Source organism: Sinomonas atrocyanea, from assembly GCF_030812675.1.
GTDB classification, from domain to species: Bacteria; Actinomycetota; Actinomycetes; order Actinomycetales; family Micrococcaceae; genus Sinomonas; species Sinomonas atrocyanea_B.
This window is the reverse complement of sequence record NZ_JAUSTE010000002.1, coordinates 366865-390060: the sequence shown is the minus strand read 5'-3', so window position 1 is coordinate 390060 and position 23196 is coordinate 366865. Positions and strand designations below refer to the sequence as shown.

Annotated in this window: 21 protein-coding genes; 8 read left to right on the top strand and 13 right to left on the bottom strand. The window is 73.0% G+C overall.

Translation table 11 applies throughout. The features are described 5' to 3' along the window. Nucleotides 1-61 precede the first annotated feature (61 nt). The 5 genes from J2W20_RS05580 to J2W20_RS05560 form a co-directional block, all read right to left on the bottom strand. Nucleotides 62-1825, bottom strand: coding sequence for an acetyl/propionyl/methylcrotonyl-CoA carboxylase subunit alpha (locus tag J2W20_RS05580; RefSeq protein ID WP_307005339.1), 1764 nt, complete (start codon nucleotides 1823-1825; stop codon nucleotides 62-64). Next, complete coding sequence (locus J2W20_RS05575; protein WP_307005337.1) at nucleotides 1818-3536, bottom strand: 5-oxoprolinase subunit B/C family protein; 1719 nt, start codon at nucleotides 3534-3536, stop codon at nucleotides 1818-1820. The genes J2W20_RS05580 and J2W20_RS05575 overlap by 8 nt, the downstream gene beginning before the upstream one ends. Then, nucleotides 3533-4288, bottom strand: coding sequence for a LamB/YcsF family protein (locus J2W20_RS05570; RefSeq protein WP_307005335.1), 756 nt, complete (start codon nucleotides 4286-4288; stop codon nucleotides 3533-3535). The genes J2W20_RS05575 and J2W20_RS05570 overlap by 4 nt, the downstream gene beginning before the upstream one ends. Nucleotides 4289-4393: 105 nt before the next feature. Beyond that, on the bottom strand, nucleotides 4394-7033 hold the full coding sequence (locus J2W20_RS05565) for an ATP-dependent DNA ligase (protein WP_307005333.1): 2640 nt from the start codon (nucleotides 7031-7033) through the stop codon (nucleotides 4394-4396). Nucleotides 7034-7183: 150 nt separating this feature from the next. Continuing rightward, nucleotides 7184-7720: a flavodoxin domain-containing protein gene (locus J2W20_RS05560; RefSeq protein ID WP_307005331.1), complete on the bottom strand. Its 537-nt coding sequence runs from the start codon at nucleotides 7718-7720 to the stop codon at nucleotides 7184-7186. Nucleotides 7721-7871: 151 nt separating this feature from the next. On the opposite strand from J2W20_RS05560, the gene ku reads away from it, so the two are divergent. Continuing rightward, on the top strand, nucleotides 7872-8801 hold the full coding sequence (gene ku, locus J2W20_RS05555) for a non-homologous end joining protein Ku (protein WP_307005329.1): 930 nt from the start codon (nucleotides 7872-7874) through the stop codon (nucleotides 8799-8801). 13 nt (nucleotides 8802-8814) lie between these two features. Here the strand turns inward: ku and J2W20_RS05550 are convergent, their stop codons facing one another. Continuing rightward, nucleotides 8815-9684, bottom strand: a complete 870-nt coding sequence (locus J2W20_RS05550; RefSeq protein ID WP_307005327.1) for a Rieske 2Fe-2S domain-containing protein — start codon at nucleotides 9682-9684, stop codon at nucleotides 8815-8817. 105 nt (nucleotides 9685-9789) lie between these two features. Here J2W20_RS05550 and J2W20_RS05545 point away from each other — a divergent pair, with 105 nt between their 5' ends. Next, complete coding sequence (locus tag J2W20_RS05545; protein ID WP_307005325.1) at nucleotides 9790-10080, top strand: hypothetical protein; 291 nt, start codon at nucleotides 9790-9792, stop codon at nucleotides 10078-10080. 6 nt (nucleotides 10081-10086) lie between these two features. Here the strand turns inward: J2W20_RS05545 and J2W20_RS05540 are convergent, their stop codons facing one another. From J2W20_RS05540 to J2W20_RS05530, 3 genes are read right to left on the bottom strand one after another with little or no spacing between them, the layout of a single operon-like run. Continuing rightward, nucleotides 10087-10290: a helix-turn-helix domain-containing protein gene (locus J2W20_RS05540; protein WP_307005323.1), complete on the bottom strand. Its 204-nt coding sequence runs from the start codon at nucleotides 10288-10290 to the stop codon at nucleotides 10087-10089. After that, nucleotides 10287-10748, bottom strand: a complete 462-nt coding sequence (locus tag J2W20_RS05535) for a response regulator (RefSeq protein ID WP_307005321.1) — start codon at nucleotides 10746-10748, stop codon at nucleotides 10287-10289. The genes J2W20_RS05540 and J2W20_RS05535 overlap by 4 nt, the downstream gene beginning before the upstream one ends. Then, nucleotides 10745-12487, bottom strand: coding sequence for a sensor histidine kinase (locus tag J2W20_RS05530; protein WP_307005319.1), 1743 nt, complete (start codon nucleotides 12485-12487; stop codon nucleotides 10745-10747). The genes J2W20_RS05535 and J2W20_RS05530 overlap by 4 nt, the downstream gene beginning before the upstream one ends. A gap of 199 nt (nucleotides 12488-12686) precedes the next feature. On the opposite strand from J2W20_RS05530, the gene J2W20_RS05525 reads away from it, so the two are divergent. Genes J2W20_RS05525 through J2W20_RS05515 form a run of 3 tightly spaced genes read left to right on the top strand, consistent with a single transcriptional unit; the run spans nucleotide 12687 to nucleotide 15475 of the window. Next, on the top strand, nucleotides 12687-13517 hold the full coding sequence (locus tag J2W20_RS05525) for an ABC transporter ATP-binding protein (protein ID WP_307005317.1): 831 nt from the start codon (nucleotides 12687-12689) through the stop codon (nucleotides 13515-13517). Between the two features lie 5 nt (nucleotides 13518-13522). Then, nucleotides 13523-14416, top strand: coding sequence for an ABC transporter permease (locus J2W20_RS05520; RefSeq protein WP_307005456.1), 894 nt, complete (start codon nucleotides 13523-13525; stop codon nucleotides 14414-14416). A gap of 3 nt (nucleotides 14417-14419) precedes the next feature. Beyond that, nucleotides 14420-15475, top strand: a complete 1056-nt coding sequence (locus J2W20_RS05515; RefSeq protein WP_307005315.1) for an ABC transporter substrate-binding protein — start codon at nucleotides 14420-14422, stop codon at nucleotides 15473-15475. A gap of 195 nt (nucleotides 15476-15670) precedes the next feature. Here the strand turns inward: J2W20_RS05515 and J2W20_RS05510 are convergent, their stop codons facing one another. The 4 genes from J2W20_RS05510 to J2W20_RS05495 are packed head-to-tail and all read right to left on the bottom strand — an operon-like array spanning nucleotide 15671 to nucleotide 19618. Then, the gene (locus J2W20_RS05510) at nucleotides 15671-16165 is read right to left on the bottom strand and encodes a ribose-5-phosphate isomerase (RefSeq protein WP_307005313.1); all 495 of its coding nucleotides are present in this window, start codon (nucleotides 16163-16165) and stop codon (nucleotides 15671-15673) included. Continuing rightward, nucleotides 16162-17925: a dihydroxyacetone kinase family protein gene (locus J2W20_RS05505; protein WP_307005311.1), complete on the bottom strand. Its 1764-nt coding sequence runs from the start codon at nucleotides 17923-17925 to the stop codon at nucleotides 16162-16164. The genes J2W20_RS05510 and J2W20_RS05505 overlap by 4 nt, the downstream gene beginning before the upstream one ends. Before the next feature lie 34 nt (nucleotides 17926-17959). Continuing rightward, nucleotides 17960-18733 carry an SDR family NAD(P)-dependent oxidoreductase gene (locus J2W20_RS05500; protein ID WP_307005308.1) on the bottom strand — a complete coding sequence of 258 codons (774 nt, stop codon included), beginning with the start codon at nucleotides 18731-18733 and terminating at the stop codon, nucleotides 17960-17962. Nucleotides 18734-18778: 45 nt separating this feature from the next. Continuing rightward, nucleotides 18779-19618: a sugar phosphate isomerase/epimerase family protein gene (locus tag J2W20_RS05495; protein WP_307005306.1), complete on the bottom strand. Its 840-nt coding sequence runs from the start codon at nucleotides 19616-19618 to the stop codon at nucleotides 18779-18781. Nucleotides 19619-19801: 183 nt separating this feature from the next. Between J2W20_RS05495 and J2W20_RS05490 the strand changes: the two genes are divergently transcribed. From J2W20_RS05490 to J2W20_RS05480, 3 genes are read left to right on the top strand one after another with little or no spacing between them, the layout of a single operon-like run. Beyond that, nucleotides 19802-21142 carry an MFS transporter gene (locus tag J2W20_RS05490; RefSeq protein ID WP_307005304.1) on the top strand — a complete coding sequence of 447 codons (1341 nt, stop codon included), beginning with the start codon at nucleotides 19802-19804 and terminating at the stop codon, nucleotides 21140-21142. A gap of 23 nt (nucleotides 21143-21165) precedes the next feature. After that, nucleotides 21166-22116: a transketolase gene (locus J2W20_RS05485; protein WP_307005303.1), complete on the top strand. Its 951-nt coding sequence runs from the start codon at nucleotides 21166-21168 to the stop codon at nucleotides 22114-22116. Next, entirely contained in the window at nucleotides 22113-23120 is a 1008-nt protein-coding gene (locus J2W20_RS05480; RefSeq protein ID WP_307005301.1) for a transketolase family protein, read from the top strand. Before J2W20_RS05485 ends, J2W20_RS05480 begins: the two co-directional genes overlap by 4 nt. The last annotated feature ends 76 nt before the right edge of the window (nucleotides 23121-23196 follow it).

Sequence of the window (23196 nt, the reverse complement as noted above, 5' to 3'; positions counted from 1 at the left end):
GCCAGCCTATCCGCGCCCGGGGCCGGGTTTCGGCCGCGCTCTGCCGCGGGCCCGACGCCGCTCAGCCGCCGATCGTGGTCAGGACGGTCCCGGGCACGACGGCGTCGCCCGCCGCCACGGCCCGCTCGCCGACCGTCCCGGCCCGGTGGGCCTGCACCGTGGTCTCCATCTTCATGGCCTCGAGCACCACCACGCCGTCGCCGGCCTCGACCTCGGTGCCGGGCTCGACGAGCCACTTGACCACCGTGCCGCCCATCGCGGCGGTGAGGTTCGCCGCGGAGGGGGCACCGGCGTCGTGCGCGGAGCCTGCCGCCCCGGAGCCCGCCACGACGGCGGCCCCGGCACCGGCCGCGAGCCCGGCGAGCAGCGACTCGGGCAGGCCGAGGGTCATGCGGCGGCCGTCGAGGTCGATCGCGAAGGTGCGGCGGCCGGCGTCGTGCGCGGGCGGGACGGTGAACTCGCCGCTGGCCGCGAGCTCCTCGGCGAACTCGGACTCGATCCACGTCGTGTAGACGCCGAACGTGCCGTCCTCGGCGGCGAAGGCGGGGGAGTCCACGACGGCCCGGTCGAAGGGCAGCACCGTGGGGAGGCCGCGGATCTCGAACTCGCGCAGAGCGCGGCGGGCCCGGCGCAGCGCCTGCTGCCGGTCCGCGCCGGTGACCACGAGCTTGGCCAGGAGCGAGTCGAACTGGCCGGGCACCGTGAAGCCGTCCCGGACGCCGGCGTCCACCCGGATGCCGGGGCCCGTGGGCGGGGCGAAGCGGTCGATGGTGCCCGGGGCGGGGAGGAAGCCGCGGCCCGGGTCCTCGGCGTTGATGCGGAACTCGATCGAGTGGCCGCGCGGCTCGGGGTCCTCGAGGGTGGGCAGCACCTGTCCGTCGGCCACCGCGAGCTGCGCCGCGACGAGGTCGATCCCGGAGGTCTCCTCGGTGATGGGGTGCTCGACCTGCAGGCGCGTGTTCACCTCGAGGAAGCTGATGGTGCCCTGGCTGTCGAGGAGGTACTCGACCGTGCCCGCGCCGACGTAGCCGGCCTCGCGGCAGATCGCCTTCGCCGAGGAGTGGATGCGCTCGCGCTGCCCGGGGGTCAGGAACGGCGCGGGGGCCTCCTCGACGAGCTTCTGGTGGCGGCGCTGGAGCGAGCAGTCGCGCGTGCCGACCACGATCACGTTGCCGTGCGTGTCCGCGAGGACCTGGGCCTCGACGTGCCGGGGGCGGTCGAGGAACTTCTCGACGAAGCACTCCTCGCGCCCGAACGCGGCGCGGGACTCGCGCACGGCCGAGTCGAAGGCCTCCTCGATCTCCTCCAGAGCGCGGGCGACCTTGAGGCCGCGCCCGCCGCCGCCGAACGCGGCCTTGATCGCCACCGGCAGGCCGTGCTCGGCGGCGAAGGCGCGCACCTCGTCGGCGCTCTCGACGGGCCCGTCGCTGCCCGGGGCCAGCGGCGCGCCGGCGCGCACGGCCACCTCGCGGGCGCTGACCTTGTCCCCGAGGAGCCGGATGGTCGCGGGGGAGGGGCCGATCCAGGTCAGGCCGGCGTCGAGGACGGCCTGGGCGAAGCCCGCGTTCTCGGAGAGGAACCCGTAGCCGGGGTGCACGGCGTCGGCGCCCGAGCGCGCCGCGACGGCGAGGAGCTTCTCGGCGTCGAGGTACGTCTCGGCCGGCGCGGTGCCGCCGAGCGCGTAGGCCTCGGTGCACGCCTCGACGTGCAGGGCGGCCGCGTCCTGGTCGGCGTAGACGGCGACGCTGGCCAGCCCGGCGTCGTCGCACGCCCTGGCGATCCGGACGGCGATCTCGCCGCGGTTGGCGATGAGGACCTTACGCATGGGCATTTCCTTCGGGGGTCGTGGGGGCGGCGCCGGGCGCCGGAACGAAGCGCACCGCGGCGCCGGGCGGCAGCTGGGCCGCGAGGTCGAGGTCTGCGCTCACGACGACGCCGATCACCGGGTACCCGCCGGTCACCGGGGCGTCGGCCAGGAACAGGACAGGCAGGCCGCTCGCAGGGACCTGGATGGCGCCGCGCGCGGTGCCCTCGCTCGTGAGCTCGCCGTCCTTGGCGCGCTCGAGCGGGGCGCCGTCCAGCCGGACGCCGACGCGGTTCGACTGCGCGGTGACGGTCCACTCCTGCTCGAAGAAGGCCTGCGCCGACGCGTCGGTGAACCAGTCCTGCCGCGGTCCGGGGAGAACGCGCAGCTCGGTGGGCACGGCGGGGTCCGGCAGCGGCGGGGGGATCTCCGGGAGCCCGACGACGTGCGCGCCGCGGGTGGGGGCCACGGCGAGGGCGTCCCCGTCGGCGAGGGGGGCCGGGCCGATCCCGGAGAGCGTGTCTGTCGAGGCGCTGCCGAGCACGCGCTCGGCGGCGAGTCCGCCGCGCACCGCCAGATAGGTGCGCAGTCCGCGGGTCGGCGCGCCGACGGCGAGGGTCTCCCCGGCCAGCAGCGCGAAGGGCGCGTCCAACGGCGCCTCCCTCCCCCGTGAGGGGTCATCTCCCTGCGCGTCATCGGGCGGCATGATCCGCAGCGGGACGCGGGCGCCGGTCACTGCGAGCACCTGGTCCTGTTCGGCGCGCAGCTCGAGCCCGCCGAGGAGCGCCTCGAGGGCTGGGGCGTCCGGGGTGTTGCCGGCCATGCGGTTGGCCCGGCGCAGCGCGCCCCGGTCGAGCGCCCCCGCGGGGCTGACGCCGAGCGACGCCCGCCCGGGCCTTCCCGCGTCCTGCACCGTGGTCTGCAGCCCCGCGCGCACGACGACGAGCCCCGCCTCCGCGCGCGTCGTCGCCTCGCCCCCGGCGGAAATTGTGGCCTGAGCACGGTGCGGGGCGTCAGTACCGTGCTCAGCTCCACATGTGACGGGGGCCGCTCCGGGCGCGGGAGCCGCAAGGGAGGCCGATGCCCGGACGGGCACGAACTGCACGCGGTCTCCGGGCGCCACGAGCGCGGGATCCTCGCGGGAGAGGTCCCACATCACGGCGTCGGTGCGTCCGATCAGCTGCCAGCCGCCCGGGGACTCGCCAGGGTAGACGGCCGAGTAGGTGCCGGCGAGGGCCACGGATCCGGCGGGGACCACTGTGCGCGGCGAGGAGCGCCGCGGGACGGACGGGGCGCCGTCGTGCGTCAGGTAGGCGAACCCGGGGGCGAAGCCGCCGAACGCGGCGTCCCACACCGCGCCGCTGTGCGCGGCCACGAGCGCCTCCGGCGAGAGCCCGGTGAGCCGCGCGGCCTCGTCGAGGTCGGCGCCGTCGTAGACGGTCTCAACCTGCACGAGCCGGCCGGGCGCGCGCCCGGCGTCCTCGAGGCGGAGCGCGCGGACGTACGCGGCGGCGCGGCTCACGGCGTCGGGGGACTCCGCGACGATGAGGACCGTGGTCGCGGCGGCCACCACGTCGACCACGGCGAGGTCGCCGGCGTGCTGGGCCGCGGCAAGCTTGGAGGTCAGGGCCAGGACGGCGCCGAGGGTGCGCAGCTCGACGAGGACGGCGCGGTCGCCAGCGGGGCGGAGGCCGAGGACCGGGCTCTGGACTGCGGCCGCGCGGGCGGTCACGCGAAGCTCGCGATCCCGACGCCGGCCTCGGCCACCGCTGCCCGGACGCGGGCGGCCATGGCGACCGCGCCCGGGGTGTCCCCGTGGACGCAGATGCTGTCCGCCGCGATGCGGACGATGCTGCCGTCGATGGCCTGGACCTTGCCGTCGAGGATGCGCAGCACGTGCTCGACGATCCCGTCGAGGTCGTGCAGCACCGAGCCCGGCTCGCGCCGGGAGACCAGGGTGCCCTCGGGGGTGTAGGCGCGGTCGGCGAACGCCTCGGTGACGGTGCGCAGGCCCGCGGCCTCGGCCGCGCGCTGGATCTCCGAGTTCGGCAGGACGAGCAGCGGCAGGGTCGGGGCCACCTCGGCGACGGCCTTCGCGACCGCCTTCGCCTGGGTCTCGTGGTGCACGATCGTGTTGTAGAGCGCGCCGTGCGGCTTGACGTAGCGGACCTCGGTGCCGGCCGAGCGGGCCAGGCCCTGGAGCGCGCCGATCTGGTAGATGACGTCGTCGATGAGCTCGCGCGGGGTCACGTCGATGAAGCGCCGGCCGAACCCCGCGAGGTCGCGGTACGCCGGGTGCGCGCCGATCACGACTCCGGCCGCGGCCGCCGCCTCGCACGTGGCCCGGATGCCGCTCGGGTCGCCGGCGTGGAAGCCGCACGCGACGTTGGCGCTCGAGACGCTCTCGAAGATCGCGGCGTCGTCGCCGAACGTCCAGTTGCCGTAGGACTCGCCGACGTCGCTGTTGAGGTCGATGCTTGCCATGGGTGATCTCCGTCTCACGAGGTGGTGATCCAAGCATGCATCAATCGGACGGATTGTTCAACAATCTTTCTTCCCGCTGCCCTTGAGGAGCTCCTCAGGGGGCGCTCACCCCTCGAGCACCACGTCCGTCGCGGCCTTGTCCGGCCGCCAGCCCCGCCACACCGGGTGCCGCAGCCGGCCGCCGCTCGTGCGCTCCCCGTACCGGACCTCGGCCACAAGCTTGGGCGTGACCCAGTGCGCGTCGCGGGTGTCCTCCCGGGGCACGTCCTCCAGCGGCGGGGTCTTGCGCTCGAGGGGGCGCAGCCGGGACGAGACCTCGGCGAGCATGCGGTCCGTGAAGCCCGAGCCGACCCGGCCCGCGTACCGCAGCACGCCGTCGTCATCCGGGATGCCGAGCAGGAGCGAGCCGACGGTCCCCGCGCGGCCGCCCTTGCCCTCCCGCCAGCCCGCCACCACGACCTCCTGGGTCCTCTCGTGCTTGATCTTCACCCAGGCCCCGGAGCGCCGGCCGGCCTCGTAGCGGGCCGAGGGGCGCTTGGCGATGACGCCCTCGAGCCCGTGCTCCGCGGAGGCCTCGAGGACGTCGTCGATGCTGCCCTCGAAGACCGGGGAGAGCTGGGCGCTCGCCGGCAGCCCGCCCTCGGCGAGGAGCTCGAGGGCCGCCCGGCGCTCGCGGAACGGCAGGCCGGTGAGGTCGCGCCCCTCGTACTCGAGCAGGTCGAACAGCACGATCCGCACGGGCACCGCGCGCCGGGCGCGCTCGACGTCGGCCGGGCGGCTGAGGTTCATGCGCTGCTGCAGGAGCCCGAAGTCCGGGCGGCCGCCCGGGGCCTGGGCGATGATCTCGCCGTCGAGCACGGCGGGCCCGAGCTCCGCGAGGTCGGCGAGCTCGGGGTACGTGAGGGTCTGGTCGATCCCGTTGCGGCTGATCAGCCGGGTGGCGCCCGCGCGGGTGTCCACGATCGCGCGGATCCCGTCCCACTTCATCTCGAACGCCCAGTCGCCCTCCCGCACGAGCCCGGCCGTGCCCGACTGGGCGAGCATCGGGGACGGAGGCGGGCCGGACGTCACCGGCGCCCCGACTTCGGCGTCGTGCGCCCCGATCTCGGCGTTCTGCGCCTCGGCCTCGGCGTTCTGCGCCTCGGCCTCGGCGTGGGTGCCGCGCCGCCAGTGCCCCTTGGCCTGGTCCTTCATGAGGTGCGCGAGCCAGTTCTCCTTCCCGGCGGACCCCTTCTCGGTGCGGATGAGCGCGAGCCGGATGCCCTCGGGCGCTGAGCCGCCTTCGCCCGCCGGATTCCCGTCGGCCGCCTGCCCCAGCGCCTCGGCCACCGCCTCGAGGCCACCGCCCTCGCGCCCGTGCAGGATCACGATGATCTCGTCCTCGCGCCACTTCTCGACCTCGTACGTGCCGGTGTCCCAGACGTACATCTCCCCGGCGCCGTACTCGCCCTGGGGGATGCTGCCGGAGAACGTGAGGTACTCAAGCGGGTGGTCCTCGGTGTGCACGGCGAGGTGGTTCTTCCCGGTGCTGGTCGGGATGCCCTTGGGGATCGCGAACGAGGCCAGCACCCCCTCGTGCTCGAGCCGCAGGTCCCAGTGCAGCCGCCGCGCGTGGTGCTCGTGGATCACGAAGGCGTCCCCGGCGCCGGGCGTGGGCGCCTCGAGCGGGACGGGCTCGGGGGTCTTCGCGGCATCCCGCTTGGCCCGGTACTCGGTGAGCCGGTCGGCGGACGACGGCGGTCGGCGGCCGCCGTCGTCCGCCTCGCCGGAGGAGGGGGAACCCGAGCGCGCCGCGGCCGAGGCGCGGGAACGCGGGCGGGACGAGCGGCCGGCGTCGTGCTTCCCGGCCAGGGCCGGCGGGTGCAGCGGCGCGAACAGGTCCCCGTACGTCTCGAGGCGCCCGGCCATCTCGTCGTAGCGCACGTGTGCCAGATCGGGGGAGCCGATCTCCTCCCAGGTCCGCGGGGCGGCGACCATGGGCTGGACGCGGCCGCGCAGCGAGTAGGGGGCGATCGTGGTCTTCTGCCCGCTGTTCTGGCTCCAGTCCACGAGCACCCGGCCCCCGCGGAGGGTCTTCTTCTGGTCCGCGACCACGAGGTCCGGGTGGTCTGCCTCGAGGGACTTCGCGAGCTCGCGGGCCACGGCGGAGACGGCTTCCCACTCCTGGCTGCCGTCGAGCTTCGCGTAGAGGTGGATGCCCTTGGACCCGGACGTGACGGGCACCGAGACGAGCCCCAGGTCGTCGAAGATCGGCTTGACCAGGTGCGCGACCTCGACGCACTCGGGCAGCCCCGCGCCGGGGCCGGGGTCGAGGTCGATCACGAGCCGGTCCGGGTTGATCATGGTGTCCTCTTCGACGGCGCGCCACTGCGGCACGTGGATCTCGAGCGCCGCGATCTGGGCGAGCCAGATGAGGGTGGGGAGGTCGTTGACGAGGGGGTAGGTGTTGGTCGAGCGGCGGTGGTGGAGCGTGACCCGGCGGACCCACTCGGGCGTGGACCGGTCGTCCAGATTCTTCTGGAAGAACACCTCGCCCGGCTCGTCCGCGGTGCCCACGCCGTGGACCCACCGCTTCCGGGTGGCGGGCCGGTCCCGGACCGCCGGGATCATGACGGGGCCGACCGTCCGGTAGTACTCGATGACGTCACCCTTGGTGGTCCCGGACTCGGGGTACATGATTTTGTCCAGGTTGGACAGGCTGAGCCTGCGGCCCTCGATCTCGACGGTCTCGCGCTGCGCTGCCATGCGGCTAACCTCCCATGCGCCCCGGTCCGGGGGAAGATGTCCCCGTGGATCTACCCGTCCGGCCGCCCGTCGAACCGGCGTCGGCCATCGGCGCATGGCGGCGCGATCCCCCGAGCGGCGCCGGCCCCAGCCTCCGGCGCCGGCCCAGACCTACCCCGCCCGCAGCTCTTCGGCGATGCCGTGCGCCCAGGCCTCGACCTCGTCCCAGTCGCGGAAGTCGCCGGCCGGCAGCGCCTCGCGGGGATGCCCGGGCAGGTGCTCCATGATCTTCTCCATGAGGCCCACAGGCTCGGACCCGGGGTCCCACTTCCCGAAGAACACGTGGTCGCCCCTGACATTAAGCTCGTCGGCGAACTTCTCGAACTCGCGCGGCTCGCTCTTCTCCCGGACGTCGCGGCCCTCCGCGTCCTCCTTCTCCTCGCCGAGGGGGCCGCTCGCGAAGAGCCAGACGGGCCGGTCGGCCAGGTCCCGGTGGTGCCGCTTCGCGAAGGCGGTCGCGGCATGCATCCAGTGGAGGGCGTAGGCGGCGCTGCCGAGGACGACGGCGTCGAAGTGCGTCACGTCGTCGACCTCCTCGACCGGTCTGACGGTGACGGGGAACCCCTCGGCGGTGAGCGTCGAGCCGATGCGCTCGGCGATCCCCTTCGTGGCCCCGTGCTTGCTCGCATAGGCGATGAGGACGTTCACGGCTCCTCCTTGGGCGGGCGGCGGCAGGCGCCGGCTCCTCCCACGGTGCTGCGCTGCGGGCCCGGCCGCCAAGGGGACAAGGGCCCGTTCCGGGCGCGGCGCGGGGACCGAGGACCTATCCATCGTGTGGAATGTGCGGTTCACTGGGCTCATGCGGTCTATCTGGAAGGGTGCCATCAGCTTCGGCCTGGTCAGCGTGCCCGTGAAGGTGTACAGCGCCACCGAGGACCACGACCTCAGGCTGCACCAGGTCCACGATAAGGACCGCGGCCGCATCCGCTACCAGCGCCGCTGCGAGGTGTGCGGGGAGGTCGTCGAGTACGCGGACATCGACAAGGCCTACGAGGAGGGCGGCCGCACGGTGGTCCTCACCGACGAGGACCTGAAGTCCCTGCCCGTGGAGCGCAGCCGGGAGATCGAGGTGGTCGAGTTCGTCCCGGACGAGCAGATCGACCCGATGTACTTCGAGAAGAGCTACTACCTCGAGCCGGAGAAGGTCGGCGTGAAGCCGTACCAGCTGCTGCGGCGCACGCTCGAGCAGACCGAGCTGACCGCCGTGGTGAAGTTCGCGCTGCGGCAGAAGTCCCGGCTGGGGGCACTGCGGGTGCGCGGGGACGTCATGGTCCTGCAGGCGCTCCTGTGGCCGGACGAGGTGCGGGAGGCGGCGTTCCCCGTCCTCGAGGACACCGAGGTGAAGATCTCGGACAAGGAGCTGAAGATGTCCTCCTCCCTCGTGGAGAGCCTCTCCTCCGACTTCGAGCCCGAGCAGTTCACCGACGAGTACCAGACCCAGCTGACCCAGCTGGTGGAGGCCAAGCTCGCCAAGGGGGACGCCGTGGACACCGAGGAGACGTTCGGCGCCCCGGCCGAGGAGGGCGAGGGCGCCGAGGTCCTGGACCTCATGGAGGCCCTGCGGCGCAGCGTCGAGAGCCGCCGCAAGGCCGCCGGCGGCGCGAAGGAGTCCTCGGGCGCCAAGTCCTCCGCCGGCACCCGCAGCCGCGCCAAGAAGGCGGACGACGCCGAGGGGGCACCTCAGGAGGAGAAGGCGCCGCCGAAGCGGCGCACCCGCAAGACCGGCTGAGCGCCGCGAGGAACTACCTCTTGGCGCGGACCTGGATGCGGCCGTCCCGGACGCGGGTCTCGTAGCTCGGCTGGGGCGCGCTCGCCGGACCGAGGACCGGGGCGCCGTCGGCGAGGCGGAACTGGCTCCCGTGCCACGGGCACGTGACGCAGCCGCCCTCGAATGTCCCCTCGTTCAGGGGGCCGCCAGCGTGGGTGCAGACGTTGTCGAGCGCGACGATCCGCCCGCCGTCGCGCATCACGAGCAGGGGGATCTCGCCGAGCTGGACCACTTTCGGCGCCCCTCCCTCGAGCTCGTCCTCGCCGAGGACGTCCTCCCAGTCGAGCGGACCCTCGTGGTAGGCGGTATGGCTGACCTTGACGCCCTTCGAGTAGGTCAGGTGGCCGCCGAGGTACCCGCCCACCGTCAGCACGCCGAGGCCTGCGAGGGCGAGGGCGCGGCCGGCGGGGCGGCGTCCTGCGCGGCGGGCGGCGAGGGAGGCGGCGTAGAGCCCGAGTGCGGCGGTGTTCGCCGCGGCGTGGACCAGGCCTACCCGCTCGGTGGGCCCGTAGGTGTCCGACCAGTCGTTCAGGCCGGCGGCGGCGGTGGGCACGGCCGCGGCGAGCCCGGCGGCGACGAGGAGGTCGGCCGCGGCATCGGAGCTGCGGCCGCCGTCCCCGCCGAGCACACCCTTCACGTCGAGCAGGGCGGCCATGCTCCAGGCCCCGATCGGCACGTCGGTGAGGACCGCGTGCAGCGGGTGGCCGGTCGGGATGCCGCTGAGCGCGTTGCGGACCGCGCGGGGACGGACCAGCGCGTGGGCCGCCTTCCGCACGGGCTCGGCCACCCGGTCGAGGAATTCCAGGCGCTCGAGCCGGCTGACGGCGTCGTCCAACAGATTCATCGTGTTCTCCTTGGCCGCGGGGCAGGGACAAGGTCAGTCCTACCCGCGTGCGCGCGGCTGACGCAGGCCCGATTGGCCTCCTCCGCGGCGGGGTACAGGTGCGGCATGACAGAGAACCCAGACATCGACCGGACCGCCAACCTCAACGAGAACGACTACAAGACCGGCAACCCGGACCTCGAGCCCCGCGACTCCGGCGACCAGGCGAATGACATCCGCTTCAGCGAGGAGGAGCAGCTCATCCGCGAGCAGGCGCACGGCATCCGGGCCCAGAAGGACAACGTCCCGCGCGACAACTCGGACATCGACAAGGCCATGGCGGGCTTCGATGTCCCCGACGCCGACCTGAACAGCGACGCGAGCGATGATCCGCCCTTCCACGGCCAGGAGGACTAGGGCCCGTCACTCCCGGCGCGCGCTGTACCGGTGCTCCGGGCGGCCGGTGCTGCCGTAGCGGAGCCCTATCTCCACCACGCCCTCATCCACGAGCACCGAGAGGTGCCGCTGCGCGGTCGCGCGCGAGATGCCGACCCTCGCCGCGACGTCCACCGCCGTCAGGGCCGCCGCAGCGGCGGCGAGCGCGTCCAGCACCGCGGCCTCGGTCACGGACCGCGACTTGGTGAGCTGGACCGTGGCTGGCAGGAGGTGCCGCCGGGCCCGGTCCACGGTGTCCTGGGTGAGGTCGGGAGTGGACTCGAGCACGCGCCGGTAGCGCGAGTAGCCGCGTAGGCGTTCGGCGAGCTGCTTCTGGGTGAACGGCTTGATGAGTAGCCGAGCGCGCCGCGCCGGAAGGCGCGGGCGATCGAGGCCGCGTCCGAGGCGGCGCTGAGCACGAACGCGTCCACGTCGAGGTCGGGGAGGATGTCGATCCCGTCCGCGTCGGGCAGGTACACGTCCACGAGCACGAGGTCCGGGCTGAACGCGCGGGCGGCGTCGATGGCGGCGGCACCGGTGCCCACGGGGTCGAGGGCCGCGAAGCCCGGCGCGGCGCCGACGTATTCGGCGTGGAGCCTGGCCACGCGGAAGTCGTCGTCGACGATCAGGACGCGGAGGTCCTCGCTCATACGTCCTCCTCGGCAAGGCCGCCCGCCGAGGCGCCAGCGCCCGCGTCGAGGACCCCGGGCAGCCGCGCGCAGAAGACCGCGCCAGGCCCGCCCTCGGCGCCGGGGGAGAGGACCCACAGGTCGCCGCCCAGGCTCCGGGCGATCTGCCGGGACAGGGAGAGGCCGAAGCCCTCGCCCCTGCCGGCCCGCGGGGCCGCCACGGAGCCCGACGAGTACCCCTCGGCGAACAGCTTCTCGGCGTCCGCGCCGGCCAGCCCGTCTCCGGAGTCGGCGACGGTCACGTACAGGGTGGGCCCGTCGCTGAGCAGCTCGACCTCGGCCCACCGCTCCCCGCCCGTGCCCCGGACCGCGGCGGTGACCGCGTTGTCCACGAGGTTTCCGAGGACGGTCGTGACATCCTGCGGGTCGGAGACCGTGCCCTCGATGAGGGTCGAGCCGCCGAGCCGCAGCGGCACGCCCATCTCTGCCGAGCGCATGGCCTTCGCCCCGAGGAACGCCTGCAGGAACGGGTCCTCGAGCGTGCCGGCGAAGTCCACCGGGTACTTGAGCGGCCCGGCCCCGAGCGCCTCGTCGAGGTACTCGGTGGCCTCGGCATGCCGCCCGATCCGCAGGAAGCCGGAGATCGCGTGCAGCCGGTTGGCGAACTCGTGCCGCTGGGCGCGCAGCGCCGTCGAGAGCGCCCCCACGGCATCGAGCTGCCGGCTCAGCGCCTCGACGTCGGTGCGGTCGCGGACCACCACGACCCAGCCGAGCTTCCGCCGGCCGCGCGTGACCCGCTTGGCGGTGACGATGAGCACCGACCCGCCGACCACGACCTGCACACCCGGCCGCCCGGCGTCGTCCGCGGCGTCCAGCAGCGCGAGGACGCGCGGCGGGAGCCCGAGGTCCGCGAGGGTGCGCCCGGAGGGGTCGGTGAGGCCGAGCAGCCGCCGGGCCCGGTCGTTGCAGATGGTGACCCGGCCGTCCTCACCGACCCCGATGACGCCTTCGCTGACCCCGTAGAGCACCACGGCCTGGTCCTGGACGAGCTCGCCGACCTCCGCGGGCTCGAGGCCGAGGGTGTCGGAGCTCAGCCGCCGGCTCAGCAGCGCGGTGCCGGTCCCGCCGGTGACGACGGCGAGCGCGGCCACGGCGAGGATCGGCGGGATCGCGCCGGCGAGGGCCTCGGTGACGTCATCGGTGGAGAATCCGACGCTGACCTCGCCCACCACCGTGCGGCCGTCCGGGGCCCACACGGGGACCTTTGCCCGGACCGACGGGCCGAGCGTGCCCGTCTCGAGCATCGTCACTTCGCGGCCGGCGAGGGCCTCCTCCGGGCTCGTGGAGACGGTCTCGCCGAGCCTGGCCGGGTCGGGGTGGGACCAGCGCTTCCCGCGCCGGTCGGTGATGACCACGAACAGGGAGTCGGTGCGGTCCCGGAGGGCCTCGGCGAGCCCCTGCACCGCCCCCGCGCGCAGCGCGGCGTTCGACGGCGTGGTCCCGGCCGCCGCTGCAGCGGCGAGCGAGTCCTGCACGGCGTCCTCGACCGCGACGCTCTGTGCCACGGCGAGCGCCTTCGAGCCGATCTCGGCGACGAGCCGCTGGTAGGACAGCCACCCGTAGATGCCCGCGGTGAGCACCACGACGAGCACGACGACGCCCAGTTGGAGCGCCATCATGCGGGTCGAGAAGGCGAGCCCGCGGCGCCCGGGGGCCCGGCGGTCGCCGGGAACGGGGACCACCGTGTCCGTTGCGTGCACAACGGACACAGTAGGGACTCAGCCCGGCGCGTGCCACCGGACGGTGAGCACAATGCGCAGAAGGGGAAGAACGAGTTCTTCGAACCCTATGCGGCAAAGCGAGACGCCACCTCGCACGGCTTCGTAGCGTCTGTGGCACACCACGTGACCGGCGGCACAGTGCCGCCCGGTACCGCAGCGCAGAGACGAAGGAGTCCCCATGACTGCCCCCGCGGCGCCCCTCATCGAATTGAGGGCCGCCACCAAGAGGTTCCCCAAGAACGGAGGCGGCATCCACACCGCCATCCGGGACGTGACCCTCTCCATCGCACCCGGCGAGTTCGTCGCCGTCGTCGGCCCGACCGGGTGCGGGAAGTCCACCACCCTCTCGCTCATCTCGGGCCTCGCACCCGCCTCGGAGGGCGAGACGTTCGTGCGCGGCCAGCGCGTCACGGGCATCCCGAACGGCATCGGGTACATGTTCCAGGCGGACGCGACCCTGCCGTGGAAGACCGTGCTGGACAACGTCGCCTCCGGCCCGGAGTACCGCGGCGCCCCGAAGTCCGCGGCCCGGGCACAGGCCCGCGAGTGGGTCGAGCGCGTGGGGCTGGGCAAGTTCGAGTCGTACTACCCGCACCAGCTCTCTGGCGGCATGCGCAAGCGCGTGGCCCTGGCCCAGACCCTCGTCAACGAGCCCGAGATCATGCTCATGGACGAGCCCTTCAGCGCCCTCGACGTCCAGACCCGCCAGCTCATGCAGCAGGAGCTCCTGCGGCTGTGGGGCGAGAGCGACGCCGCGGTCGTGTTCGTCACCCACGACCTCGAGGAGGCCATCGCGCTCGCGGACCGCGTCGTCGTCATGACCGCCAGCCCGGCCACCATCAAGGCCGACTTCCGGGTCGACCTGCCCCGCCCCCGCAACGTCGAGGAGGTCCGCCTCACCGAGGACTTCCTCGACCTGTACCGCCGCGTGTGGGAGAGCCTGCGCGAAGAGGTCGAGCTCGCCCGCGCCGCCGCCGGCAACCCGGTCCCTGCCCGAGGAGAGAAGTGAGCACCATGACCACCCTGCCCACCGCCCAGTCCGGGGCCCGCGCCGACGGGCTGCTGAGCGCCGAGAAGGAGGCAGCCCTCCTCACCACCGCCCGGAGGGCGCAGCGCGCCGACGCGCTGCGCGTCTGGGGCCTGCGCGCCCTCATCGTGGCCATCTGGCTCGGGTCCTGGGAGCTCACCGCGACGTTCGTCATCGACGAGTTCTTCTACTCCAAGCCCTCCCTCATCTGGGGCCGGCTCGTCCAGTGGTTCACTGCCGGGACCCAGTTCGGTTCCGTCTGGGAGAACGTCGGCTACACGGTGCTGGAGGCGACGGTCGGCTTCGCGATCGGCACCGTGGCCGGCATCGTCCTCGGCGTGCTCCTCGGCCGCAGCCGCTACATGGCCCGGGTGTTCTCGCCCTTCATCAAGGCCGCCAACGCCGTCCCGCGCATCGTCCTCGCGGCCCTGTTCATCATCTGGTTCGGGTTCGGCATCAGCTCCAAGGTCGCCACGGTCGTGGTCCTCGTCTTCTTCGCGGTCTTCTTCAACGCCTTCACCGGCGCCCGCGAGGTGGATGGCAACGTGGTCGACAACGCCCGCATCCTCGGCGCCAGCAAGCGCAAGATCCTCACCTCGATCGTGCTCCCCAGCGCCACCACCTGGATCCTCTCCTCGCTCCACACGGCGTTCGGGTTCGCGCTCATCGGCGCGATCGTCGGCGAGTACGCCGGTGCCAAGCACGGCATGGGCATGCTCATCGCCAACGCCCAGGGCACCTTCGACTCGGCAGGCATCTACGCCGGCATGATCATCGTCACCGTCGTGGCCCTGCTCGCCGAGTCCCTCATCACCGCGCTCGAGAACAAGCTCCTCACCTGGCGGCCCTCGCAGGCCCAGGCCCACACGGAAGGAATCTGAGACATGAAGACCACCACCACGCGCCGGATCGCCCAGGCGGGGGCGGCGCTGCTCGCGCTCGGGCTCGCTGCCGGCCTCAGCGGGTGCCGCGACTCGCGTGCCGCCGCCGCGGACGCGCAGGAGACACCCGAGGTCAACATCATCGTGGGCGGCCTCGAGAAGGTCATCTACCTCCCGGCCAAGCTCACCGAGGGCCTGGGCTACTTCGAGAAGGAGGGTGTGAAGGTCAACCTCCTGGGCGAGCAGTCCGGCGCCACCGCCGAGAACTCGCTGCTCACGGGCAACGCCCAGGCCGTGGTCGGGTTCTACGACCACACGGTCGACCTCGCGGCGAAGAACCAGTGCATCACCTCCGTGGTGCAGCTGGCCAACATCCCCGGCGAGGCCGAGGTCGTGGCCTCCTCCAAGGCGGCCTCGATCAAGACCCCCAAGGACTTCGAGGGCAAGAACCTCGGCATCACCTCGCTCGGGTCCTCGACCGACTTCCTGACCCAGGCGCTCGCGGGCCAGGCAGGCGTCAAGTCCTACACCCCGGCCAAGGTCGGCGCCGGCCAGACGTTCATCGCGGCCATGGACAACGGCGGCATCGATGCCGGCATGACCACGGACCCGACCATCGCCCAGCTCGTCACGACCGGCAAGGGCAAGGTCATGGTGGACATGCGCACTGAGGAGGGCACCAAGGCTGCGCTCGGCGGCCTCTACCCGGCGGCCTCCGTGTACATGTCCTGCGACTTCGTGCAGAAGAACCCGAAGACGGTGCAGAAGGTCGCGAACGCGTTCGTCGGGGCCCTGCGCTACATCAACGGCCACAGCGCCGCGGAGATCGCCGCGAAGATGCCCAAGGAGTACGCGAACGCCGGGGCGGACCTGTACGAGAAGTCCATCGCTGACACCAAGGCGATGTTCACCAAGGACGGCGTCATGGATCCCGACGGCGCCAAGAACGTGCTCCGGATCCTCGACAGCTACTCGAGCAACGTCAAGGGCAAGGGCGGCTCCATCGACCTGTCCAAGACCTACACGACGGACTTCGTGAGCAAGGTCCCGTCCCCCTAGCCCGCCCCCCCCTCCTGGGGGTCACCTCCTGGGGGTCACCTCCTGTAAGTCACCTTCTGGGGGTCATGTTCTGGGAGTCACATGATGTGGCCCCCAGAACATGACCTTAAGACGGGGTGGTGGCGGGGACGCGGGGGAGGGCTGGGGGAGTGGACAGGGGGTGGGGCGCACGACGGCGCCACTCGCCTCGGGCGGTCAGCAGCCCTCGTAGTCGCTGAGCACCTGGACCTTGGCGGCGGAGGCGGAGTCCGGGTCGAAGGTGTAGCCGATCCACTCCCGTGCGAGGCGCCGGGCGAGCTCGAGCCCCACCACGCGCTGGCCCATCGTGAGGACCTGGCAGTTGTTGGACAGGACCGAACGCTCCACCGAGAAGGAATCGTGCGCCGTGGCGGCCCGGATCCCGAGGACCTTGTTCGCGGCGATGGCCACGCCGAGGCCGGTCCCGCAGAACAGCAGCGCCCGGTCCGCCGCGCCCTCGCTGATCAGCTGCCCGGCCTTGAGCCCCACGTAGGGGTAGGGGCGGGTGAAGTCCTCGGCCGCCCGGTGCACGCCGATGTCGATCACCTCGGCCACCCGGCCGTCGGCCTCGAGGTCCTTGAGCAGGGCTTCCTTGTAGTCCACCCCGGCCTCGTCCGAGCCGATGACGATTCGCAGGCCGCCTGCGGCGGGTTCCGTGGTCTGGCCGCTCATGCGGTCACCTCCTGAGGGGTTGCTGAAACGATGGCCGGCCCGAGCGCGGCGAACACCGCGGCCAGGGACGTCGCGCCGGGATCCGGGGTGCCCACGCTCTTCTCGGCGAGGGGACGCGCGCGGCCCTTGCGCGGGGTCAGGGCAGCGGTCGCGGTGGCGGCGGACTCGGCCGCCCGGCACGCGCGCTCCCACGCGGCGGCGAGGCTGTCCCCGCGCACGACGGCGCCGCGCAGCTCCTCGTCGAACGGCACCAGGGCGTCGACGAGCGTCTTGTCGCCGGGCCGGGCGCCCCCGAGCGCGGCGATGCGCGCGGCGAAGGCCGAGATCCCGGCGGCGACTCCCGCGGCGTCCGGCGCCTCGAGGTCCCCGAGGGCCTCGCCCCACGCGCGCAGGCCCGCGCCCCACAGGACCCCGGAGGTCCCGCCGGCGCGGTCGGCCCACGCGTCTCCGCCCGCGGCGAGGACTGATCCGGCACCGCGGCCGCCGGCCAGGGCCTCCTTGGCCGCGGCCACTGCGGCGCCGACGCCGCGGACCATGCCGCGCCCGTGGTCGCCGTCGCCCGCGACCGCGTCCATCGCGCCCAGCTGGGCCTCGAGCTCGGCGAGCCGGCCGGAGGCGGACTCGAGGGCTGCGACGACCGCTCCGGCGTACCCGCGCGAGGCCTCGGACGACGGCGGTGCCTCGGCAGCGGCGGCCGGCCCGCCGGCGTCGTCCGCGGACTCCACGGCGGAGGCGGCGGCGACGGACCCGCGGCGGAAGGCCGGGGTCTCGGCGGGGGTGAGCCAGAGCTCCTCGAGCTCGTCGTCGAGCCACGTCACGGTCAGCGAGACGCCGGCCATGTCCAGGCTCGTGACGAGCTCGCCGACCTCGGGCGCCACGATCTCGTAGCCCGCCTCGCGCAGGAGCGGCGCGACAGTGCCCCACAGCACGAAGAGTTCCTCGTGCTTGGTCGAGCCGAGCCCGTTGAGGATCACGGCGATGCGCGCCCCGGCGCCGCCGGCCCCAACCTCCTCGGCATCCGCGGGCGCCTGGGCGAGGACGCCCTCCACGAGCGCGCGGCCGAGCTCGGCGGCCGGGGGCAGCGGGACGTCCCGCAGCCCGGGCTCGCCGTGGATCCCGAGCCCGAGGCCCATGTGTCCCTCGGGGAGGCTGAACAGGGGAGCGTCGGCGCCCGGGAAGGTGCACCCCGAGAAGGCGGTGCCGAGGGTGCGGGTGCGCTCGTTGGCCCTGCGGCCGATCCGCACCACCTCGTCGAGGTCGCATCCGGCCTCGGCGGCGGCGCCCATGGCCTTGAAGACCACGAAGTCGCCGGCGATCCCGCGGCGGCGCCCGGCCTCGGCGGCGGGCGCGGAGGCGACGTCGTCCGTCACGAGCACGTTCTCGGCCCGGATCCCCTCGGCGGCGAGGCGCTCGGAGGCGAGGCCGAAGTTCATCACGTCCCCGGCGTAGTTGCCGTAGGTGAAGACGACGCCGGCGCCGGACTCGGCCGCGCGGGCCACGGTGCAGGCCTGCTGTGTGGAGGGCGAGGTGAAGATGTTGCCCACTACGGCACCGTCGGCGAAGCCAGCGCCGATCAGTCCGGCGAAGGCGGGGTAGTGCCCCGAGCCGCCGCCCACGAGGACGGCGACCTTGGGCTGGGCCGGGCGGCGCCGGCGGACCGCTCCGCCGGGCACCTGGCGGACGAGGCCCGCGTGCACGTCGCAGAAGCCGGCGAGGGCCTCGTCGGCGAAGTCCGCGGGATCGTTGGCGATGCGCGTCATGGAAGTCTCCTGGGACCGGTGGCTGAGCGGAACGTCAGTGGATGTGGCTGCCGCCGTTGATGTCCACCGTGGTGCCGGTGAGGTAGGAGGCGCCGTCGGAGGAGAGCCAGGTGATCACCGAGGCGATCTCCTCGGTCGAGGCGGTGCGGCCGAGCGGGATGTCGCGGGCGATCGCGGCCTCCTGCTCGTCGGTGCTGCCCACGCGGATGTTGGTGTCCACGGCGCCGGGGGTGATGGCGTTGACGGTGATCCCGGTGGGGGCGATCTCGCGGGCGAGGGCCTTGGTGAAGCCGAGGATGGCGGCCTTGGCGGCGGAGTAGGGGACACGGCCGAACACGCCGCCGCCGCGCTGGGCGGAGACGGAGGACATGTTCACGATCCGGCCCCAGCCGGCCTCGATCATGGCCGGCAGGAACGCCTTGGTGACGAGGTAGGTGCCGGTGGCGTTGACCGCCATGACCTTGTTCCACAGGGCGAGGTCGGTCTCGAGGAACGGCACGGGAGAGGTGATGCCGGCGATGTTGGCGAGTGCGCCGACCACGGGCAGGCGGCCCGCGGCGACCTCCGCGGCCACGGCGCCGGCGGCGGCGGCGACCGAGGCTTCGTCCGCCACGTCGACCTCGTGCCCGAAGGCGGGGACGTTGAACTCGTTGGCGATGTCCTGGGCGGTCTTCGCGGACTTCTCGCCGTCGAGGTCCAGGATGACCACGCCCCAGCCCTCGCGGGCGTAGCGGCGGGCGGTGGCGAGGCCGATGCCCTTCTCGGAGGTGGCGCCGGTGAGGATGGCGGTGCGCTGGATGCTGCTCATGGTGGTTCCTTCTTGTCTCTTCGGTGAGGTCTGGCAGGGGAGAGGTCAGATGAGGTCGGTGATGAAGCTCGCGGCCTTGGCGGCCGCCGCGGGGCGCTCGTCGTGGGTGAGGTCGTGCGCCTCGAGCTCGAGCGAGAAGTGCCCGTCGAAGCCCACGCCGCGCAGGGCGGTGAGGGCGCCGGCGAAGTCGACCGAGCCGTTGCCGATGCTGAGGTTGATGTTCCCCGGCACGGCGTCGCGGAGGTGGACGTGGGCGATGCCCTGGGCGCCCGCGCGGGCCCCCAGCGCCCCGATCGCCTCCTCCGGCCGGCTCCCCGAGGCGACGACGTGGGAGAGGTCGACGACGTGCCGCACCCGGGAGCCCACGAGCCGGTCGGCGAGGGCGAGGGCACGGTCGAGGGTCCCGCACAGGCGGTAGTAGTGGAGGGATTCGGTCCACAGCTCGACGCCGAACGCCGCCGCGCGCTCGGCGGCCACCGCGAGCTGGTGGGCTACGAGGTCGAGGTCCTCGCCGAGGCTCCGCACCGGCTCGGGGCTCAGCGCGCCGCAGGGGAGCACCAGGGCCTTCGCCCCGACGGTGGATGTCAGGGCGAGCAGCCGGTCGAGGTGCGCCGCCCGCGAGGCCAGCCCGGCGCCGTCGGGCGTGGAGTTGAGGTCGCCGATGTCCCCGTTGACGGAACGGACGCGCAGGCCCGAGCCCTCGACGCGGGTCGCCACGGCCGCGATGTCCGCCTCGGTGAGCTCGAAGGGGACGTGGTCGCACACGCCGGGGAGGGCGCCGAGGTCGATCTCCTCGAAGCCGAGGCCGGAGATGGTGGCCAGGGCCTCGGGAAGGGGCAGGTGCCGGAAGCTGATCGACGAGCAGCCGAGTCGGTCGTGGAACATCGGGGTGCCTCCAAGGTGGAGCGGTGGTGTGACGTCAACCACGGTAGGCGGCGGAAGTGTCGACAGTCAACCTTGAAAGTCGACTGTTGACAGTTAAGGGTGACGCGCAGCACACTGGCATATCATGTCGACTGTCAACATAGACGGCGGCAGCGAGAGACCCCCACTTTCGGAAGGAACGCAATGAGCAACGAGGCTCTGGCCATGCGCGGCCCGGTCCACGGCACCAAGGACGCCAGGCGCGTCGCCGTCGGCTCTGCCGTCGGGGCCGTCATCGAGACCTACGACTTCATCGGCTTCGGCACCGCGGCAGCCCTCTACTTCAACCACGCCTTCTTCCCCGGCGCCGATCCGGTCACGGGCACCCTGGCCTCGTTCGCCACCCTCGGCGTCGGGTTCGCGGCCCGCCCGCTCGGCGGCATCATCGGCGGCCACCTCGGCGACCGCCTCGGCCGCAAGCCGGTCCTGGTCACCTCGCTCATCATCATGGGGCTCGCGACCTTCGCGATCGGCCTGCTGCCCACCTACGCCGCGGTGGGCATCCTCGCCCCCGTGCTGCTCGTCGCCGTCCGCATCATCCAGGGCCTCGCGTTCGGGGCCGAGTGGGGCGGGGCGATCCTCATGAGCTACGAGCACGCCCCGTGGCGGCGCAAGGGCGCGGTGACGGGCATCGTCCAGGCCGGGTTCCCCGTGGGCCTGCTGCTGGCCAACCTCGTGTTCCTCTTCAGCGTCCACCTCGGCGATGAGTGGGCATGGCGCATCCCATTCCTGGCGAGCCTCGCCCTCGTGATCGTGGGCCTCATCATCCGCTCCAAGGTCCCGGAGTCGCCTGTCTTCGAGGACGTCAGGGACCGCGGCGAGATCGCCAAGTCCCCCATCAGCCAGGTGATCCGCGAGGACTGGCGCAACATCGTGCGGGGCATCGGCCTGCGCATCGCGGAGACGGCCGGCTACGCCGTGTCGATCACCTACATGATCTCCTACATCAACTCGACCAAGCTCGCGGACAAGAACCAGACGCTCATCGCGCTGTGCATCGCCTCCGCCATCGGCATCATCGCCACCTGGAAGTGGGGCGCCCTGACCGACAGGGTGGGCCGCCGGCCGGTGTACATCGTCTCCTGCGCGTTCGCCGTGGTGTTCGGTGTGCCGATGTTCCTGCTGGTCAACACCGGTATGTTCCTGTTCATCGTGGCCACCATCGTGATCGCCTACGCCGTGTGCCAGAACTCCCTCGCCGGCGCCCAGGGCGCCTGGTTCCCCGAGCTGTTCCAGGCCAAGACCCGCTCTTCCGGAGCCTCGCTCGCGTACCAGATCTCGGCCATGGTCTCCGGCTTCACGCCGTTCATCACCACCCTGCTGTTCGTCAGCCTCGGCTGGATCGGCCCCGCCCTGCTCTTCAGCGCCTACGGCGCGATCGGCCTCTGGGCAGCCCTCGTGACCCGCGAGACCTGGGGCCGCCGCGAGCGCGAGGCCGCCGAGCTGGCCTCGGCCCAGACCCCCGCGCCGGCGAACACCCACTGAAGGAACCGAGGAAGACGACTCCGATGACCTCATCGACACTGGAAACGCCCACCCCCGCCGGGCTGGCCGAGCGCCGCGCCGCCGTGGAGGCCGCCGCGCACCGGATCCGCCGCCACGCCCTCTTCATGGGCGAGGTCCAGGGCCAGAGCTACGTGGGCCAGGCCCTCGGCGCCGCGGACATCCTGGCCACCGTCTACACGGACCAGCTCCGCTTCCGCCCCGAGGATCCCGAGTGGGAGGACCGCGACCGGTTCCTCCTCTCCACCGGCCACTACGCGATCGGGCTCTACGCGGCCCTCGCCGAGGCCGGGACCATCCCGGTCGAGGAGCTCGAGACGTACGGCTCGGACGGCTCCCGCCTGCCGATGTCCGGCATGTCCACCTACACCCCGGGCATGGAGATCTCCGGCGGCTCGCTCGGGCACGGGCTCACGGTCGCCGTGGGCCTCGCCCTCGGACTGCGCTACCGCGGCAACGCCGCCCGGGTGGTCAACTTCCTCTCCGACGGCGAGCTCGACGAGGGCTCCACCTGGGAGGCCGCGATGGGCGCCGCGCACCACCGCCTCGGCCGACTCACCGCCGTCGTGGACATCAACGCGCTCCAGGCCGACGGCGCGACCGCCGGCGTGCTCCGCACCGAACCGGTCGCCGACAAGTGGGCGGCGTGCGGCTGGCGCGTGTTCCGCGTGGACGGCAACGACGTCGGCGCGCTCCTGGAGGCGTTCGATTCCGCCGGATCGGGCTCCGCGGTGACGGACGACGGCGAGGGGGCACCCGCCGTCGTGCTCTGCGACACGAAGGTGGGGCGGGGCGTGCCGCTGCTCGAGCAGCGGGAGAAGGCGCACTTCATGCGCATCGAGGAGCACGAGTGGGCGATCTGCAACGAGCAGCTCGAGGCTGGCTGGGCGGCCCGGCAGGACGCTGCCACGCAGGCGGCAGCCGGGCGGGGCGAGGGCCAGGAGGAGACGGCATGAGCACGGCAGCAGTGGCAGCGGGCGCAGCCCCGAAGCTGAAGACCTCGGCGATGATCGCCTCGTTCGCCGACCCGGGCCAGAAGACGGCGCCGGCTCCGTTCGGGCACGCGCTCGCCGCGGCGGCCGAGGCCGATCCGCGGATCGTGGGGCTCACGGCGGACCTGGGCAAGTACACGGACATGCACATCTTCGCCGAGGCCCACCCGGAGCGCTTCTTCCAGATGGGCATGGCGGAGCAGCTGCTCTTCGGGGCGGCGGCGGGTATGGCCGAGGCCGGGCTCGTGCCCTTCGCCTCGACGTACTCGGTCTTCGCGGCCCGGCGCGCGTACGACTTCATCTGCCTCGACATCGCCGAGCCGAACCTGAACGTCAACATCGTCGGCGGGCTGCCGGGCCTGACCACCGGGTACGGGCCCTCGCACCAGGCCACCGAGGACGTGGCGATCTTCCGCGGCATGCCCAACCTGACGATCGTGGACCCCTGCGACTCGGTGGACATCGCGGCCGCCGTCCCGCAGCTCGCGGCCGCGGACGGTCCCACCTACCTGCGCCTCCTGCGCGGGAAGGTGCCCACCGTCCTGGACGAGTACGACTACGAGTTCGAGCTCGGCAGGGCCAAGGTCCTGCGCGGAGGCAACGACGTCGTCTTCGTCTCCTCCGGGCTCATGACCATGCGGGCGCTCCAGGCGGCCGCCGAGCTCGAGAAGCACAAGGTGGACGTCGCCGTCGTGCACACCCCGACGCTCAAGCCCTTCGACGAGGCCACCGTCCTCGCCGAGCTGGCGGGGGACCGGCTCGCGGTCACGCTCGAGAACCACACCGTGGTGGGCGGCCTGTTCGAGACCGTCGCCTCGGCGCTCGTCCGCGCCGGCCAGGCCCGGCGCGTGGTCCCGGTCGGGCTCCCGGACGAGTTCCTCGACGCCGGCGCCCTGCCCACGCTGCACACCAAGTACGGCCTCAGCGTGGACCGGATCGTCGCGAAGGTCCTGTCCGAACTCGGCTGAGCCTCGGCTGAGCCGGACGCCGAAATCACGGGCGGGCGCGGGCCTCTGGGTCCGCGCTCGCCCTATCATGAGTGTC